General features: G+C 66.2%; 14 protein-coding genes. 6 read left to right on the top strand and 8 right to left on the bottom strand.

Translation table 11 applies throughout. The features are described from left to right. Positions 1–12: 12 nt before the first annotated feature. The 3 genes from proW to KY496_RS11665 form a co-directional block, all read right to left on the bottom strand. Positions 13–1,125, bottom strand: coding sequence for a glycine betaine/L-proline ABC transporter permease ProW (gene proW, locus KY496_RS11675; protein WP_184239341.1), 1,113 nt, complete (start codon positions 1,123–1,125; stop codon positions 13–15). Next, positions 1,122–2,357 (bottom strand): glycine betaine/L-proline ABC transporter ATP-binding protein ProV, encoded by a 1,236-nt coding sequence (gene proV / locus KY496_RS11670; RefSeq protein ID WP_219864824.1) that lies wholly within the window; start codon positions 2,355–2,357, stop codon positions 1,122–1,124. Before proV ends, proW begins: the two co-directional genes overlap by 4 nt. A 349-nt stretch (positions 2,358–2,706) precedes the next feature. Further along, positions 2,707–3,573, bottom strand: a complete 867-nt coding sequence (locus tag KY496_RS11665; protein ID WP_219864823.1) for an AraC family transcriptional regulator — start codon at positions 3,571–3,573, stop codon at positions 2,707–2,709. Positions 3,574–3,855: 282 nt separating this feature from the next. On the opposite strand from KY496_RS11665, the gene KY496_RS11660 reads away from it, so the two are divergent. The 3 genes from KY496_RS11660 to KY496_RS11650 are packed head-to-tail and all read left to right on the top strand — an operon-like array spanning position 3,856 to position 7,500. Next, on the top strand, positions 3,856–5,619 hold the full coding sequence (locus KY496_RS11660; protein ID WP_005662747.1) for a monovalent cation:proton antiporter-2 (CPA2) family protein: 1,764 nt from the start codon (positions 3,856–3,858) through the stop codon (positions 5,617–5,619). Positions 5,620–5,669: 50 nt separating this feature from the next. Then, the gene (locus tag KY496_RS11655; RefSeq protein ID WP_005662745.1) at positions 5,670–6,569 is read left to right on the top strand and encodes a LysR family transcriptional regulator; all 900 of its coding nucleotides are present in this window, start codon (positions 5,670–5,672) and stop codon (positions 6,567–6,569) included. Positions 6,570–6,603: 34 nt separating this feature from the next. Beyond that, complete coding sequence (locus tag KY496_RS11650) at positions 6,604–7,500, top strand: pirin family protein (protein ID WP_219865103.1); 897 nt, start codon at positions 6,604–6,606, stop codon at positions 7,498–7,500. A gap of 37 nt (positions 7,501–7,537) precedes the next feature. On the opposite strand, the gene KY496_RS11645 is transcribed toward KY496_RS11650, so the two are convergent. After that, the gene (locus KY496_RS11645; RefSeq protein ID WP_184239344.1) at positions 7,538–8,032 is read right to left on the bottom strand and encodes a type VI secretion system tube protein Hcp; all 495 of its coding nucleotides are present in this window, start codon (positions 8,030–8,032) and stop codon (positions 7,538–7,540) included. Between the two features lie 130 nt (positions 8,033–8,162). On the opposite strand from KY496_RS11645, the gene KY496_RS11640 reads away from it, so the two are divergent. Both KY496_RS11640 and KY496_RS11635 read left to right on the top strand, forming a co-directional pair. Beyond that, entirely contained in the window at positions 8,163–8,696 is a 534-nt protein-coding gene (locus tag KY496_RS11640; RefSeq protein ID WP_051204999.1) for a lysozyme, read from the top strand. A gap of 10 nt (positions 8,697–8,706) precedes the next feature. Beyond that, a complete protein-coding gene (locus KY496_RS11635) occupies positions 8,707–9,165 on the top strand; it encodes a hypothetical protein (RefSeq protein WP_219864822.1) in 459 nt (152 codons plus the stop codon). 32 nt (positions 9,166–9,197) lie between these two features. On the opposite strand, the gene KY496_RS11630 is transcribed toward KY496_RS11635, so the two are convergent. Continuing rightward, positions 9,198–10,097, bottom strand: coding sequence for a hypothetical protein (locus KY496_RS11630; protein WP_219864821.1), 900 nt, complete (start codon positions 10,095–10,097; stop codon positions 9,198–9,200). Further along, a complete protein-coding gene (locus KY496_RS11625; protein WP_219864820.1) occupies positions 10,094–10,876 on the bottom strand; it encodes a MaoC/PaaZ C-terminal domain-containing protein in 783 nt (260 codons plus the stop codon). The genes KY496_RS11630 and KY496_RS11625 overlap by 4 nt, the downstream gene beginning before the upstream one ends. Positions 10,877–11,114: 238 nt before the next feature. Here KY496_RS11625 and KY496_RS11620 point away from each other — a divergent pair, with 238 nt between their 5' ends. After that, positions 11,115–11,762 (top strand): hydrolase, encoded by a 648-nt coding sequence (locus KY496_RS11620; RefSeq protein WP_005662732.1) that lies wholly within the window; start codon positions 11,115–11,117, stop codon positions 11,760–11,762. Positions 11,763–11,813: 51 nt separating this feature from the next. On the opposite strand, the gene cphA (KY496_RS11615) is transcribed toward KY496_RS11620, so the two are convergent. Both cphA (KY496_RS11615) and cphA (KY496_RS11610) read right to left on the bottom strand, forming a co-directional pair. Beyond that, positions 11,814–14,393: a cyanophycin synthetase gene (gene cphA / locus KY496_RS11615; protein WP_219864819.1), complete on the bottom strand. Its 2,580-nt coding sequence runs from the start codon at positions 14,391–14,393 to the stop codon at positions 11,814–11,816. 23 nt (positions 14,394–14,416) lie between these two features. Next, positions 14,417–16,585 carry a cyanophycin synthetase gene (cphA, locus tag KY496_RS11610; RefSeq protein ID WP_219864818.1) on the bottom strand — a complete coding sequence of 723 codons (2,169 nt, stop codon included), beginning with the start codon at positions 16,583–16,585 and terminating at the stop codon, positions 14,417–14,419. Between the last annotated feature and the right edge of the window lie 2 nt (positions 16,586–16,587).

Here is a 16,587-nt window from a genome sequence, read left to right as displayed (position 1 = left end):
TCCTTTCTAATCTTATTGTGCGGTGGCGGGCTTGGTGCTTGGCGCCGCCTCGGGGCGGGCGGCACCGCCGACCAGGCGCAGGACGAAGCCGGCCGGACCGGTCTGGTACCAGTGACGCACGCCGCGGCGCGGTTGCCCCATGGCCTGGGTCAGGCGGTCCAGCATGATGGCCAGCAGGACGATGCCGAGGCCGCCCACGGTGGCCAGGCCCATGTCCAGGCGACCGATGCCGCGCAACACCATCTGGCCGAGGCCGCCGACCGCGATCATCGAGGCGATCACCACCATCGACAGCGACAGCATCAGCGACTGGTTGATGCCGGCCATGATCGACGGCATTGCCAGCGGCAGTTGCACGCGCGTCAAGAGCTGCCAGGGCGAGGCGCCATAGGCGCGCGCCGCTTCGATCAGGTCGGGACGTACCTGGCGAATGCCGAGGTTGGTCAGGCGCACCAGCGGCGGCAGGGCGAAGATGATGGTGACGATCACGCCCGGCGCATTACCGATACCAAACAGCATGACCACCGGCACCAGGTAGACGAAGGCGGGCGTCGTCTGCATGGCGTCGAGCAGCGGGCGCAGGATGTTTTGCGCGCGGTCGCTGCTGGCCAGGAAGATCCCCAGCGGTAGGCCGATGATCAGGCAGAACACCAGCGAGGTGAGCACCAGCGACAGGGTGATCATCGCTTCCGGCCACACGCCCAGCATGGCGACCGCCACCAGCGCCAGCACGGTGCCGACGGCCAGTGCGCGGTTGGTGAACTGCCATGCCAGCAGGCCGATGATGGCGATCAGGACGAGGGAGGGCACGGCCAGCAGCAGTTCGCTGGAACCGGTCAGCGTCGCATCGATCGGCGCGCGCACGGCCTGGAAGAAGGGGCGGAAATGCTCGACCACCCAGCCCAGTCCGTCGTTGATCCAGGATTGCAGCGGCAGCGCGCCGTCGAGGGCGTGCGCCAGGTCGAAACTGCTGGCGTGTTCGGGCGTGGCGGCCGGCGCCGCGGCGTCGAGCCAGGAGGTGTCGCTCGGCGGCGTCGGCAGCCAGGGGTTGGCCTGGGCCGCCGCGTCTGCAGCCTGCGCTGCGGCCGGCTGTACTGCGGTGATGCTGTTGTCGGTCGTGCTCATGCTTGTCCTTTCTGAATCGAGGCCTCGGGGATGGCGGGCGTGTCGGGGTCGAGGAATTTCAGCAAGGTGGTCTTGCTGATCGCGCCGCACAGGCGTCCGTCGTCGCCCACCACCGGCACCGCATACGGCAGTTGCGCCACCTGGCCGAACAGGCCGGCGACGGGTTCGTCCGCCTTGATGGTCTGCACGTCCGGCAGGAAGGCATGCGCCAGGCCCAGCGGGCCGGTATGGCCGTCGAGGGCGCTGCGCAGGGAGTCGACCGACACCAGGCCGAGGAACTCGCGCTGCGGATTGACGACGTAGGCGTAGGTCCGGTCCTGCTCCTCGAGCATCGACAGCGCCGCGCGCGAACCGCGGGACGGCGATTCCGACACCACGATCTGGCTCTTGCGGGCGATGTCGCCAGCCTTGAAGACCGCCGCCGCGTCGACGCCGCGCACGAAATTGCGCACGTAGTCATTGGCGGGCTTGCGCAGGATTTCCTCGGGCGTGCCGACCTGCACCACGTGCCCATCCTTCATGATGGCGATCCGGTCGCCGATGCGCATCGCCTCATCGAGGTCGTGCGAGATGAAGACGATGGTGCGGCGCTTGATTTGCTGCAGGCGCAGCAGCTCGGATTGCATCTCGGTGCGCATGATGGGGTCGAGCGCCGAAAACGCCTCGTCCATCAGCAGGATCGATGGATCGCTGGCCAGCGCGCGCGCCAGGCCGACGCGCTGCTGCATGCCGCCGGACAGCTCGTCGGGATAGCTGGCGGCATACGCCGCCAGACCGACCTGTTCCAACGCTTGCCGGGCATGCGCATGGCGCTCGGCCTTGGGAATGCCGGCCAGCTCCATGCCGAAGGCGGTGTTGTCGAGCACGGTGATATGCGGCAGCAGCGCGAACGACTGGAACACCATGCTGATGTCCTTGCGGCGCAAGGCGCGCAACTCGGCGTCTGGCAGCGTGTTGATGTCGTTGCCGTCGACCAGGATGCGGCCGTCGGTGGGTTCGACCAGGCGGTTCAGCATGCGCACCAGGGTCGACTTGCCCGAGCCGGACAGGCCCATGATGACGAAGATCTCGCCCGCTTCGATGGTGAAGGTGGCGTCGAACACGCCGATCGTGCAGCCGGTCTTGGCCAGGATGTCTTGCTTGTTGGCGCCCTGGCGGACCAGCGCCAGGGCGTCGTCGGTCTGGTCGCCGTACACCTTGAAGACATGGTCGATGATGATTTGTTTTGCCACGTTGTTGTTCTCCTTCGATTTGGCGAATGGAATGAAACCCTGCAGCCATTGGCGTTCATGGGAATCGATGGCCCCGAGCCGTCGGCGGTGCGAATGGCGCGATAAGCGCCCAGGCGGCGGAAAGGGCAGGCACGCTTTGCCGGCGCGACGGATGCTGACGAGAGTGTCGTCAAACGATGTCGGGATGTAGGCGCTTGGCCTAAGAGCTATTTCCCACCCAGCGGATGGCAAATATGGTGCAGCAGGGGTGTTGCTAAGAGTAACTATTGTCTAGTGGGCATGAATTATAGAGCAAGGCGAATGATAAGTCAATTTGATTTATTTATTCGACGTTGCGAAGCCGGAGCGTCTATCGTTTGTGTTCGGTTCGCCATGCGCCCGGCGACGCGCCGATCATTTTTCGGAACGTCCTGCCGAAGTGGACCGGGTCCGCGAAGCCCATGGCGTGCGCGATCTCGCCCAGGCTCGCATCGGAAGCGGACAGCAACTGCTGCGCCCGTCGGATGCGGGCGTCGAGTTGCCATTGGTAGGGCGCCAGCCCGGTCGATATCTTGAACGCGCGGCTGAAGTGGGCTTGCGACAGATTGACCAGTCCCGCCAGGGTTTCCAGCTCGATGCGGTGTGGGAGATGCGCTTCCATATAGTCGATCACCCGCCGCAGTTGCCATGGCACGAGTCCGCCCGTTTTGAACTCCGTGATGCGCGGCGCCGCGAACAGCTGGGACGACACGGCGGTGATGATGCCGTCGCCATACAAATGCATCGACGGATCGGGGTTATGGACCGCCTCGGCAAGCAGCTTGACCAGGTTCCAGATCCGGTCATTGGAAAAGCGCAGCCTCGGGGCGCCGATCCTGTCCGGGTCCAATGTGGTTTCCAGGCGTTCGCTCAGGATATCGGTGTCGAATACGAGCACGGCGTCGACGACGCGCCGCGCGTTTTTCGTGTAGCCCCATATCTCCATGCCGGCCGGCGCGAAATACATATGTCGCGGCACATGCTCGGCAGGGCAGGGGCGATTCGGATGAAACCGCGGCTCGCATGCGCCCCCGTGCTCTTCCAGCACCACGCTCAGGCGCGGCTGGTCGCGATGCGGCAAGGGGCTCGTGCCTTCGCCGTCACAGTCGTAGCCGGTGACGACGAGCTGGACGCCGCTCCACCCGCGCTGCGCCTGCGTCAGGCCGGTCACGTTGGCGGGGAGCGAGTCAATGACCATTGGGGCGGGAATGATGTTCTCCTAAGACTGTCATTGTGGATCCGGCGCAGCAGGAATGAACCATCGATAGCAGGATTGGACATTGCCGCGCCGATATCGGATTGGTATCGTTCTGTCTCCAACGCCTGGGCGCAAGAACGATTCTGCTGGCCATGCGGCGTACGCGCTAGTGCCGTTCCCGGACACGCTGTGTTGCGCAATCGGGAACGCCTGCGCCTGCCGTTGCGCGTGGCGCGATAGCAGATGAATGCATCGAATGAATGAGATGAGCGAGGAGAGTTGATGGCTGGAGCAAGCCTGGGGCAGACGATCGGCCCCGTGGTCGTCCTGATGGGGGCGGCCGTGATCGCCGTGCCGTTGTTCAGGCGGCTCGGCCTGGGAGCGGTCCTCGGCTATTTTGGGGCGGGCATCCTGGTGGGACCGTCGGTGCTGGGCCTGGTCACCGATGCGCGCTCGATCCTGCATTTCTCCGAGCTCGGCGTGGTGATGTTCCTGTTCGTGATCGGGCTGGAACTGCGGCCGCACAAGCTGTGGGCGATGCGCGGCCAGATCTTCGGCCTGGGCCTGGCCCAGGTCTTCGCTGCGACCGCCGCGCTGGCGCTGACCGGCCATGCGCTGTTCGGCCTGTCCGGGCCGGCCGCTTTTGTTGCCGGCGCGGGCTTCGTCCTGTCCTCGACCGCCGTCATCATGACCGCGCTGCAGGACCGGGGCGAGATCGCGAGCGAGCAGGGGCAGAAGTCGGTCGCCATCCTGTTGTTCGAGGACTTGATGATCGTGCCGCTGCTGGCGGTGGTCGCCTTCCTGGCGCCGCAGCTTCCCGGGCAGCAGGGGCAGGGCTGGTCCGGCCTGCTGCTGGCGATCGCCGCCCTGGCGGGGCTGCTGGCCGTGGCGCGCTGGGGGCTCGACCCGTTCTTCGCCCTGCTGGCCAGGTCGCGCACGCGCGAAGTCCTGACCGCGGGTGCGCTGCTGGTCGTGCTGTGCGCGGCGCTGCTGATGGAATTCGCCGGCCTGTCGATGGCGATGGGCGCCTTCCTGGCCGGCGTGATGCTGTCGAGTTCGAGCTACCGGCACCAGGTCGAAAGCGATATCGAGCCGTTTCGCGGCCTGCTCATGGGGCTGTTCTTCCTGGCGGTGGGCATGTCGCTCGACCTGGCCATCGTCGCGGCCGAATGGCGGCTGCTGTTGGCCATGCTGTTTTGCTTCATGGTCGCGAAGGGCATCGTCGTCCACGTGGTCGCGCGCCTGTTCGGCGCCAGCAACCACCAGGCCCTGCACCGCACCTCGATGTTCCTGCAGGGCGGCGAGTTCGCCTTCGTGCTGTATGCCGCCGCGCTCTCGGCCGGCGTGCTGGGCGAACGCGAGAACGCCTTGTTCGCCACCGTCGTGATCCTCTCGATGGCGCTCTCGCCCCTCCTGACGCTCGTGACCGACCGCCTGCTGCGGCATGAAAAGTCGATGGACGGCGTCGAGCATGCGCGCGACCTGAAGGGGCGGGTGCTCGTCATCGGCTTCGGCCGCTTCGGCCAGATCGCCTCGCAGGTGCTGCTGGCGAGCAGGGTCAAGCTGACGGTGATCGACAAGGACCCCGACCGCATCCGCGATGCGCAGCGCTTCGGTTTCAAGGTATTCTTTGGCGAAGGCACGAGGATGGATACCCTGCGCCATTCCGGCGCCGCCGAAGCCGATGCGATCATGGTGTGCGTCGACGAGCCCAAGGCCGCGAACGACATCGTGGCGCTGGCCAGGCGCGAGTTCCCGCAGGCCCGGCTGCTGGTGCGCAGCTACGATCGCGGGCACGCCATCACCCTGATCCGCGCCGGCGTCGATGTCCAGGTGCGCGAGACCGTCGAATCGGCCTACCTGATGGGCGCCGAGGGCCTGCGCGCGCTGGGCTTTGCCGAAGCCGACGTCCAGGAGGCGTCGCTCGACATCCGCCGGCGCGACGCCGAGCGGCTGTCCGAGCAGATCCACGGCGACGAGCTGTCGGGCCGCGACCACCTGCACCTGCCCGTCATGCCTGAGCCGCTCGGCAAGCCCGCGGCCTAGACGGCAGTATCATCTCAGCGACGCCGTGTGGCACAACCGGGAGCAGGCAAGTGGATATCGAAGAGTTGCAGACATTCGTGGAAGTTGCCGATGCCGGCGGCATTTCGGCGGCGGCGCTGCGGCTGGGCGTATCGAAGTCGATCGTCAGCCGGCGCCTCGCCCGCCTCGAGGAAGAGCTGGGCATCCAGCTGCTGTCGCGCACCACGCGCGGCGCGGCGCTCACCGAAGCCGGCACGACCTTCCGCGACTATGCGGCCAGGGTCTGCGCCGAGATCGCCCTGGCGCGCGAAACGATCCTGCCCGCCGGCGAACTGCGCGGCCGCCTGCGCATCGCCGCGCCGCTGTCGTTCGGACCGACCCACTTCGCGCCGGTGCTGGCCGACATGGCGCGCCTCCACCCGAGGCTGCACATCCACACCTGCTACAGCGACCACAACGTGGACCTCATCGCGGACGGTTACGACTGCGCGATACGGCTCGGCTACCTGCAGGATTCCAACCTGGTGGCGCGGCGGATCGGGCCGATCCATGGGCTCACGGTCGCGAGTCCCGCCTATATCGCGGCCCACGGGGCGCCCGAGACGCCAGACCAGCTCTTGTCGCACCAGGCCCTGATGCAGGGCACCGAGGCCTGGCAGTTCCTGGATGGCGAGAAGATCGTGTCGGTCCGGCCCCAGGGACGCTTCAAGGCGGACAACGGCACGGCGCTGGTCGCAGCCGCGCTAGCGGGGCTGGGCGTCGCCTATCTGCCCTATGGCCTGATGCATGAATACCTGGATGCCGGCGCGCTCGTTCCGGTCATGACGCGCTATCCCCCGCCGCCGGCCGGCGCCTACGTCGTGCGTCCGCCGGGCCAGCATCCGGCACGCAAGATCCGCATCCTGACCGATCTGCTGGTGGCGTATTTCGACAGCAAGCCGCCGATCGCCCGCGCCTGGCCCCGTGCCTAGCGCTCCTTCAATCCACTATGGAGCCATGAAAACCATGATTGACATGATCATCGAGCAGCGCCGCCGCAGCCTGGGCGGCAGTTTCGAAGTCGGCCGCGTGCTGCCGTTCGCCAAGCGGCGCATGGTGGGGCCGTTCATCTTCTTCGACCACATCGGACCGCTCGACCTGGCCCCGGGCATCGACCGCAGCGTCGACGTGCGCGCGCATCCGCATATCGGCCTGTCGACGGTGACCTATCTGTTCTCGGGCCGGATCATGCATCGCGACAGCCTGGGCGTCGAACAGGAGATCCACCCGCACGAAGTCAACTGGATGACCGCGGGCAGCGGCATCACGCACAGCGAGCGCTTCGAGCACGCGCGGGCGCACGGCGACCACCTGCACGGCATCCAGGCCTGGGTCGCGCTGCCGAACGGGATGGAAGAAGTCAACCCGTCGTTCTCGCACCATTCCGGCGCCGACCTGCCGCAGTGGCGGGATGGCGGCGTCACCGGGCAACTCATCGCCGGCAGCGCCTATGGCCTCTGCGCCGGCGCGAAGACGTGTTCGCCGCTGTTCTACGCCCATCTCGACATGCAGCCGGGATCGACCGCCGAGATCCCCGGCGGCTACAAGGAGCGCGCGCTGTACATCGCCACCGGCGCGGTGGAGCTCGACGGCATGCGCCACGAGAGCGGCCGGATGCTGGTGCTGGGGGCGACGGCCTCGCGCGTCAAGGCGCTGGAGCACGCGACGGTGATGGTGCTGGGCGGGGAGCCGGTCGGCGAGCGTCACCTGTACTGGAATTTCGTGTCGTCGTCGAAGGACCGCCTGGCGCAGGCGGCGGCCGACTGGCAGGCGGGCAGGATGAAGCTGCCGGATGCGGACGACAAGGAGTTCATTCCGTTGCCGGATGCGCCGCCACCGCCGGCGCCGCCGGCCATGTCCTAGCACTAATGTCGGCGGCGGTGGAGATGCAGTGAGCCGGTCATGCCACGACTCTGTTCGCCGCCAAGTCCCATCCGCCGACAGTGCTGCCGCCGCCACCGCCGCCGATCTTCTGTTGGGTGTAGCGCCACTTCACTTTGGAAAATTTGAGACTGACGTGCTCGTCGAGAATGGTGCCGGGCTCGATACCGGGCGCGATACCTCCGATGAGTACATTTTCCAGTTCAATCTGGAAGTAGCAGATGGGTTCGCCATTGCCGTCGGCGCGCATGAAATCGAACTTTGCCTTGGGGATTGTCTTGCCCATGGCGCAGGTCTGCATCAGGATGGGTGAGGCCAGATCTGCGATCTTGGTAAACGAAATCTCCTTTAACTCCGCACGTTCCGCAGTGTGGCCCCCGCCGGTCGAAGCAGTCGCTGATCTTGGTTGAAGAATGCCCCAGTGCACGCTCGTACACTCTATCCAGTCCCTGTGCTTGGCATCCTGCGACTCGCCCTTGATGCCGTCAATCTGCAGATATACATCGATGGCCACGATTTGCTCCTCTATGTCAGGTACGGCTGCAATTATTCGCCAGCAGTAGCAAACATCGCTTGTGGCCCCACAACAGACGAGCATGCTAGGGCAGATAGATTGGACCACTAGCGATTCTGCAGGAGGAACTATGGGGCAAGCAGCCAGCGGAGCAATCGGGGGAGCAAACGACCATTTGAGTATGAGCGGAGAAGCGCGAAAACGGATGCAACGGCTAGAGGTGGTCGTATTGAACTATTACGACGATATGGGCCCAGGAAAAGGTAACTGTACATGGGGGGCCGGTATCCTGGCGCATCGCGGGCCTTGTACGAAGAAGGAGTTAAACCGGCCGGTTAGCCGGGCTGAGGCAGATGCAGAGTTTGCGCGCAGGGTCGCCTATATGGAACGGGTAGTGCGTCGGAACGTCATCACTCAGGCGCTGACTCAAGCACAGTTCGACGCCCTGGTGAGTCTTGCGTACAACGCTGGTGAGCGCGGTGCAGGCACGACCTTTGATCTGGTCGATAGCGGTGACCTCAGAGGCGCCGCCGCCAACATCTTGAAAATGACGAGAACGACGGTCAAGGGCAAGAAGGTCATTGCACGCGGTCTGGTGTACCGGCGAAGAGAGGAAGCGGCGCCATTCCTGGAAGCCGCTGAAGCGCAGACCGTCGGAAAGTGAGGATACTGCAATGTCATTTCTGAAATCAGCTGTGCGTCCCAAGACGTTGTCGCGGGCTACGGTGATCCTGATGATCGCGTCTGCATCGCAGGCGGGGTGGGCTGACGTATCGAATAATAGTAATGAGCTGGTGGGCACCTGGACCCTTACAAAAGTCCTTGATTCCTCCTCGATCGCATCAATCGACGATACAGAGGCCGCAGACCTGGTTGGAAAGGCTCTGGTGATCGCGCCGGACAAGATAACAGTCGCGGGAGAAAGCTGCCGCAAACGTCCCACATTCGCGCGCCATTACGAGGACGCCGCACGATATATCCGGGAAACCGCGCACGCGCCGGTGGACCGACTGGGCATTCCGACGACCGTGGAAGCTGTCGAGTTGTCGTGTACTGAAGCGCTGATCAAGGGCTACAACAAGATTGTCGTGTATTGGAAAGGATTTTTCTTCGACGCGGTGAAGAATGAGTAACCGTGGCGTGCTGCGCACAATCGTCCAGATGCTTACTGCTGCGCGGCGATCCCGATCAATTCAAGTGCTTCGGTGAGTTCGCGCATGCGGCCTTCCTTCGGCCACCCCGCGAAATGCGTCTGCAAGGCGCCGTCGCGGTAAAAGTAAAACACCGGGAACTGCCGGTTCCTGAGCGCATCCCAGTCCTCGTTCTTGTAGGCCTGCGAGATCGGGGCCTGCGGATAGCGCCCGTTCCAGTCCAGGTAGGCTTGCAGCGAACGTTCGGTCTGCTGCGGTGCCAGCCATTTGATCCGGTTCTCCAGCGCGGCCATCAAGGGCTGGTCCGCCGTGATCCGGGCAACGGCATCGCGCGTGAAGCCACAATGCGGATCGGCGACGACGATCACGTAAGCGCCGCTTGGAAAGGAAAACGTGCGCGCGCTGCGCTTGCCGTCCGTGAAGAGCAGCTCGGCCGCCTGGCCGGGCGGGAGTGGCGGCAGGTCCACCTCGTGCAACGCCACCTGATCCACCGTGAGCGCATGCTGGGTGCGCCACGCGCGCGCGGCCCCGTATTCCCGAGCGGCGATGAGTGCGTAGTACGTGTCGTCGAATTGCCTGGCGCTTGCGGCCCGCCGCGCCGTGAGCTCGCGCGCCACCGCCAGCATGTCGAGCGCATGTTCGCTCGAGGGCGTGTAAAAGTGCGCGCCATTCGCAGCCTGGAACAGGAGGTGCAGGTCGGCGGTGCCGGCGTCAGGCAGGACGAGCCGGTAATCGAGGCCTTTCTTCATCTGCTGGTAAGCCAATGAAACGCTGTTCGCCTTCGCTTCCGGCGTCTGGGCGTCGTCCCACGCCTTCAGTTCGGCATCGAAGCGCTGGAAGCGATCGCCGATCGGCGTGGCCGCGGCGCCTGCTGCAGCGGCTGCGAGCAGAACGATGACAAGAAAGCCTTTCATGAATACCTTCCTTCCATGGCGATACGACCGTCGCACATGACCGTGAACTCGCCGTCGCTATCACCTTCCCGCAACGCGACGTCGGCGCCCAGCGCCACCGGCTGACGGAAGCGGCACCAGACCGCCGCGATATCGCGGCCCGTCGATTCCTGTAATAGCGAACATGCTTTCGCGAGCGTGTGCGCGCCGTGGATGATCGGCGCGCGCATGCCCATCAGGCGCGCCGACCACGGCCACAAGTGGATCGGGTTCCAGTCGCCCGACAAGGCCGCATAGCGCCGGCCGGCGTCATGCGCGACCGTCCACCCGCCGAGCGCCTGGCCACGTGGTGGCTCGGGCGGCGGCGTAGCGCGGCCGGAGCGGCTTCCACGCCGGATCAGATAGGTGCTGTCGCAAGAAAAGGCCAGCCGTTCGCCATCGAAAGCGCGCGTCTCCAGCACGCAATGCAGGGCGCCGTTCGGGGCGGCAGAAGGCAATTGCAAGCTGGTCGTCACCGCCAGCGGCGCATCAGGCACGACCGGCCCCTGCATCGCCAGGCGGTTCTCGACATGGATCAGGCCCGGAATACGAAAAGGGATCGGGCCGGCCAGCATGGTCGCCAGCTGCGCGCGCTGCGCCAGCAGATACAGGAAGGTAAGCGCAATAGCGTCGCCCGCGAAGCCGAACGCGGCGTTATAGCGGCGCACGTGATCGAGGTCGATCCGCTCGAGGCGCCAGGTGGCGCCGACCTGCCCGGTCGGCCGGCGCGCCGGATGCTTGAGCAGCGCCCGCAGCAGCATGGCCGCGCCAAACGGAGGAAGAGAGGGCAGGGAAGCGAGGTGGGCAGGGCTCATCCGCGCAGGATACCATCGTTGCCAACCCGCTACGATCCGGCCGTTAGCTGGCGATGATCCGGTTCCGACACAGCAGGATCGGCCTGCAAACCGCAGGAACCGTCATTGCCGCTCGATCATCGCGTTGCTACCTTATTGATCCCAGGCGCGCCCCGGCGCTTGGTCAATTTAAGGGATAGATAAAATGAGCAAGAATGGACTCAAGGCGCTGCTGCGTCCGGAAGACAGCATCGTCGTTCTCATCGATCACCAGCCATTTCAGTTCGCCTGCCTGAAAAGCCATGAGCCGACCATGATCATGAATAACGTGGTCGGTCTGGCCAAGGCGGCGAAGGTATTCGATGTGCCAACGATCCTGACGACCGTGCTGGAAGAGCGTGGCGGTTACCTCATCAAGGAACTGCAGGCAGTCTTCCCTGAACAAAAGCCGATCGATCGCACCTTCATCAATACCTGGGAAGATGCGAAGGTGACCGACATCGTCAAGAAGAGCGGCCGCAAGCAGCTGGTGCTCGCGGGGCTGTACACCGAGATCTGCCTGGCGATGCCCGCCATCCAGGCTGCGGGCGAAGACTACGACGTGTTCGTCGTCACCGATGCATCCGGAGGGGTGAGCGAGGAAGCGCACGAGATGGCCGTACGGCGCATGGTCCAAGCCGGCTGCACGCCGATCACCTGGTTCGCCGTGGCGGCCGAATGGCAGCGCGATTATGCGCGCGAGAGCACGCTCGAGGGCGTGTCCAACCTCATTTTCGAAAACGGCGGCGCCGCCTCGGTGGCCCTGTCGTGGGAAACGCAGTTGCTGGCAACCCGCGCCAGGAATTCGGCCTGACCGGATTGTCGGGGACGGCCAGCAACTGGCCGTCCCCGGCGGCAAGACGACTCAGGCCGCCTTGGCCTGGGTCACGCGCCTGGTGATGTGCGCCAGCGCCGCATCGACCTGGTCGATCAGGACCAGGCACAGGTCGCCCTCGTCCAGGCGGTCGAGCGCGCGGTCGATGGCGACGAACTCGCCATTGATCTCTTCCACGTGCCCGGTGCGGGTGGCGCCGGCCAGGCCGGCGCGCAGCAGCGCGATCACCTCGCCGTCGGCGCGGCCGCGCTGGCACTGGTCCTGGTACAGCAGCACGTCGTCGAAGGCCTTGCCGAGGATTTCGGTCTGCTGCCGGATGTCCTGGTCGCGGCGGTCGCCGGCGCCGCTGATCACCACCGAACGGCGCTTGGCCGGCATGCCTTCGACCGCATTGACCAGCGCCGCGATCGCGTCCGGATTGTGGCCATAGTCGGCGATCACGGTGGCGCCGCGGTAGTCGAACACATTGAAACGGCCCGGCGCGTTGTCGCTCTCGCCCACGAAAGTCTTCAAGCCCAGGCGGATCGCGTCCCACGACGTGCCCACGCCCCAGGCGGCCGCCACCGACGCCATCACGTTCTCGACCTGGAAGCCCACCACGCCGCCACGGGTGATCGGCACTTCCTTCAGGTCGATGCGCTCCACGAAGCTGCCCTGAGCGGCCACCAGGTAACCTTCCTCGACGAAGACGACGCGGCGGCCCTGGGCGCGGTGCATCGCCATGATCGGGTTGCTCACGTCCTGGGCGAAGAAGGTGACTTCGCCGCGGGTCTTCTCGGCCATCGCCGCCACGGTCGGGTCGGCGGCGTTGAGCACCGCCATGCCGCCCACGGCCACGTTCTGGACGATCACGCGCTTGAGCACGGCCAGGTCTTCCAGCGTGGTGATGTAGTTCAGGCCCAGGTGGTCGCCGGCGCCGATATTGGTCACCACCGCAACCTGGCACTTGTCGAAGGCCAGGCCTTCGCGCAGCAGGCCGCCGCGCGCCGTTTCGAACACGGCGGCGTCGACGTCCGGATGCAGCAGCACGTTGCGCGCGCTGCGCGGGCCGCTGCAGTCGCCGCTGTCGATGCGGCGGCCTTCGATGTAGACGCCGTCGGTGTTGGTCATGCCGGTGCGCAGGCCGGACGCGGTGAGCAGGTGCGCGATCAGGCGCACGGTGGTGGTCTTGCCGTTGGTGCCGGTCACGGCCACCACCGGGATGCGGCCGTCGTCGCCATCCTTGAACAGGGTGTCCATGATCGCTTCGCCGATCGCGCGCGGCTTGCCGAACGACGGCGCCAGGTGCATGCGCAGGCCCGGGGCGGCATTGACTTCGACGATGCCGCCGCCGACGTCTTCCATGGGTTTGAGCACGCTGTCGGCCACCAGGTCGACGCCGCAGATGTCCAGGCCGATCATGTGGGCGGCGGCGATCGCGCGCTCGGCCACTTCAGGATGAACGTCGTCGGTCACGTCGGTGGCGGTGCCGCCGGTCGACAGGTTGGCGTTGTTGCGCAGGACCACGCGCTGGCCCAGGGCCGGGACCGAGTCGGCGTTCATCCCTTGCTGCACCAGGGTGCCCAGGGCGATGTCGTCGAAACGGATCTTGGTCAGCGAGGTCGCGTGGCCGTCGCCGCGGCGCGGGTCGCGGTTCACTTCGTCGACCAGCTCGCGCACCGTGTGCTTGCCATCGCCGATCACCTGCGGCGGTTCGCGCCGCGCGGCGGCCACCAGCTTGTCGCCGACCACCAGCAGGCGGTAGTCGTGGCCCGGCAGGTAGCGCTCGACCAGGATGTCGTCGCGGAACTCGCTGGCGGCCCTGAACCCGGCGTCCAATTGCTCGCGGGTGGTGACGTTGACCGTCACGCCCTTGCCCTGGTTGCCGTCCTTCGGCTTGATCACGACCGGCAGGCCGATTTCCAGGGCGGCGGCCCAGGCGTCGTCGGGGTCGACCACGCTGCGGCCCTGCGGCACCGGCACGCCGGCCGCGTCGAGCAGCTTCTTGGTCAGTTCCTTGTCCTGGGCGATCGACTCGGCGATGGCGCCGGTGGCGTCGATCTCGGCGGCCTGGATGCGGCGCTGGCGGCTGCCCCAGCCGAACATCACCATGCTGCCTTCGGTCATGCGGCGAAACGGGATGTTGCGGGCCACGGCGGCCTGCACGATCGAGCCGGTCGATGGGCCCAGGCGCACGTCTTCGTCGGTATCGCGCAGCTGCTTGAGCGCGGCGGCCAGGTCGAACGGGGTGTCGTCGCGGGCCGACTGGATCAGCTGCTGCGCCAGGGCCAAAGCCAGGCGGCCGACGTCTTCCTCGCTGTATTCGACCACGACCTGGTAGATGCCGGTTTCCAGCGTGGCGGTGGTGCGGCTGAAGGTCACCGGGCAGCCGGCTTCGGCCTGCAGCGTCAGCGCCACCAGTTCCAGCACCTGCGCCAGCGGCACCGTGTCGTTATGTCCATAGGGTTGCAGGGCGCCCATCTGCGGGAAGCGCACGCGCAGGCGCGCTTCGAAACCGGCCAGGCCGTCGATCGATGCTTCCTCCGGCGTGCACGCCACGATCGCCTCGACCGAGGTGTGGTGGCTCCAGAGATTGGGGCCACGCAGGGCCCGTACGCGAGATACTTCCATAAACCGTCTTCCTTTATGAGGGATTACTTCTTCGGCGTCGCGTCGAAGGCGCGCAGTCCGCCGCACAGCAGGTCGCTCGGCACGCCGAGGGCCCATGCGGCCGCCACTGCCGCCAGCACGTTTTCCGGGTACTTCACGGTCGACGGCTTCATCGCCGACAGCGCGATCAGCGGCGTTTCCTGTTCGCCCGCAGCCAGCACGATGCGGCCCTCGCGCGCGAACACGACGCGTTCGCCGTTCTGGCGGTGCGCAGCCAGGATCGGGTTGGTCTCGTCGGCGGCGTAATAGATCACGCTGCCGTCGCACAGCTCGGCCAGGCCGGCGACGCGTCCGTCGGCCGCGTTCAGCACCGCCACGCCGTCCGGCAGGATCACGTCGACCTGGCTGCGGATCACATTGCGCATCGCATCCTCGTCGCGCACGTAGAACTCGGCCACGTCCTCGATGCCGTTCATGTCGGTCACCACGCCGACCGTGCAGCGGTCGTAGGGCAGGCCTTCCTGCAGGATCGAGCGCGCGTTCGATTCGAACACGGCGGTTTGCACGTTGCGGTTGATCAGGATGCGCTGGGCCGCCTCGACGCCGGTCGAATCGCGGTGCGAGATGGCGCGCGCGTTCAGGTACAGGCCTTCGCCGTTGGCGACGCCGACTTCCTTGCGCGTGATGTTGACCAGGCAGCCGACCAGGCGCGTGATCAGGCTGCAGCCCTTCGAGCCGGTCACGCCGACCACCGGGATGCGCGCCGTTTCGCCCTCGGCGAACAGGTGGTCGACGATGTCCTTGCCGACGTTGCGCGCTGTGCCGCTGGCCGGCTTCATGTGGGCCAGCAGGCCCGGGCTGGCGTTGACTTCGATGACGGCGCCGCGCTGTTCCTCGAGCGGACGCGAGATGTCTTCGCACACCAGGTCGATGCCGGCGATGTCCAGGCCGACGATGCGCGCGGCCAGGGCGGCGGCGTGGGCGACGTCGGGGTGCACCAGGTCGGTCACGTCGTCGGCGACGTTGCCGTTCACCTGGATCAGCACTTTCTGGCCCTCGGGCGGAACCGAATCAGGGGTCAGGCCCTGGCGCTGCAGCTGCAGCTGGTTTTCTTCGCTCTCGCGCGGCTTGACGGGGCTGAGCGGGAATTCCTCGCTCTCGCCGCGGCGCGGGTCGATGTTGATCTGGGCGTCGCACAGCGCGGCCACGTTGCTCCGGCCGTCGCCCGTCACCCAGACCGATTCGCCGCGCGCGGCAGCGACCACCTTGCGGCCGACCACCAGCAGGCGGTGTTCGTTGCCCGTGACGTAGCGCTCGACCAGCACGGATTTACTCTCACCCTCCAGCGACGCGATGGTGTAGGCGGCCTTGACCTCGGCCTCGGTCATCAGGTTGAGCGACACGCCGCGGCCGTGGTTGGCGTCGATCGGCTTCACGACCACCGGCAGGCCGATGTCCTGGGCTTCTTCCCAGGCGTCGTCCGGGCTGCGCGCGATCGCGCCTTCCGGCACCGGCACGCCGCAGGAGGCGAGCAGGGACTTGGTCATGTCCTTGTCGCTGGCGATGCCTTCGGCGATCGCGCTGGTGCGGTCGGTCTCGGCGGTCCAGATGCGGCGCTGGGCCGCGCCATAGCCGAGCTGCACCAGGTTGCCGTCGGTCAGGCGAATGGAGGGGATGCGGCGATCGGTGGCGGCGTCCACGATGTGGGCGGTGGACGGACCCAGGCAGTGACGGTCGACCATGTCGGTCAGGCGCGCGACTTCACTGGAAAGGTCGAACGGCTCGTCGTTGATCGCGGCCATCATCAGGCGGTGGGCGACGTCGAGCGCGGCGCGGCCGACCGTTTCATCACGGGTGCGGAAGGCCATCTTGTAGATGGCGTGCTCGCCGGTCGAACGGGTCTTGCCGAAGCCGGTCTTCATGCCGGCCAGGTTCTGCACCTCGAGCACGATGTGTTCGAGGATGTGGCCGGCCCAGGTGCCGTCACGCAGGCGCTCCAGGAAGCCGCCGCGGTAGCCGACGCCGCAGTGGTGCTCGACCAGTCCGGGCAGCCAGGCGATCAGGCGCTCGGTGAAGCCGGGAAGAAGATTCGAGGGGTAGTCTTCCAGCTCGCCGATGTCGAGCCAGGCCTCGAGTACCGGACGGTAGGTCCAGATATTCGGTCCGCGCAGGTAGCTCACGCGCAGGAATTTGATGTCATTCTTCTTGGTCATGT

The sequence above is a fragment of the Massilia sp. NP310 genome, from assembly GCF_019443485.1.
Classification (GTDB): domain Bacteria; phylum Pseudomonadota; class Gammaproteobacteria; order Burkholderiales; family Burkholderiaceae_D; genus Telluria; species Telluria timonae.
Note: the sequence above shows the minus strand (reverse complement) of the source record. Positions and strands in the feature narration are given on the sequence as shown.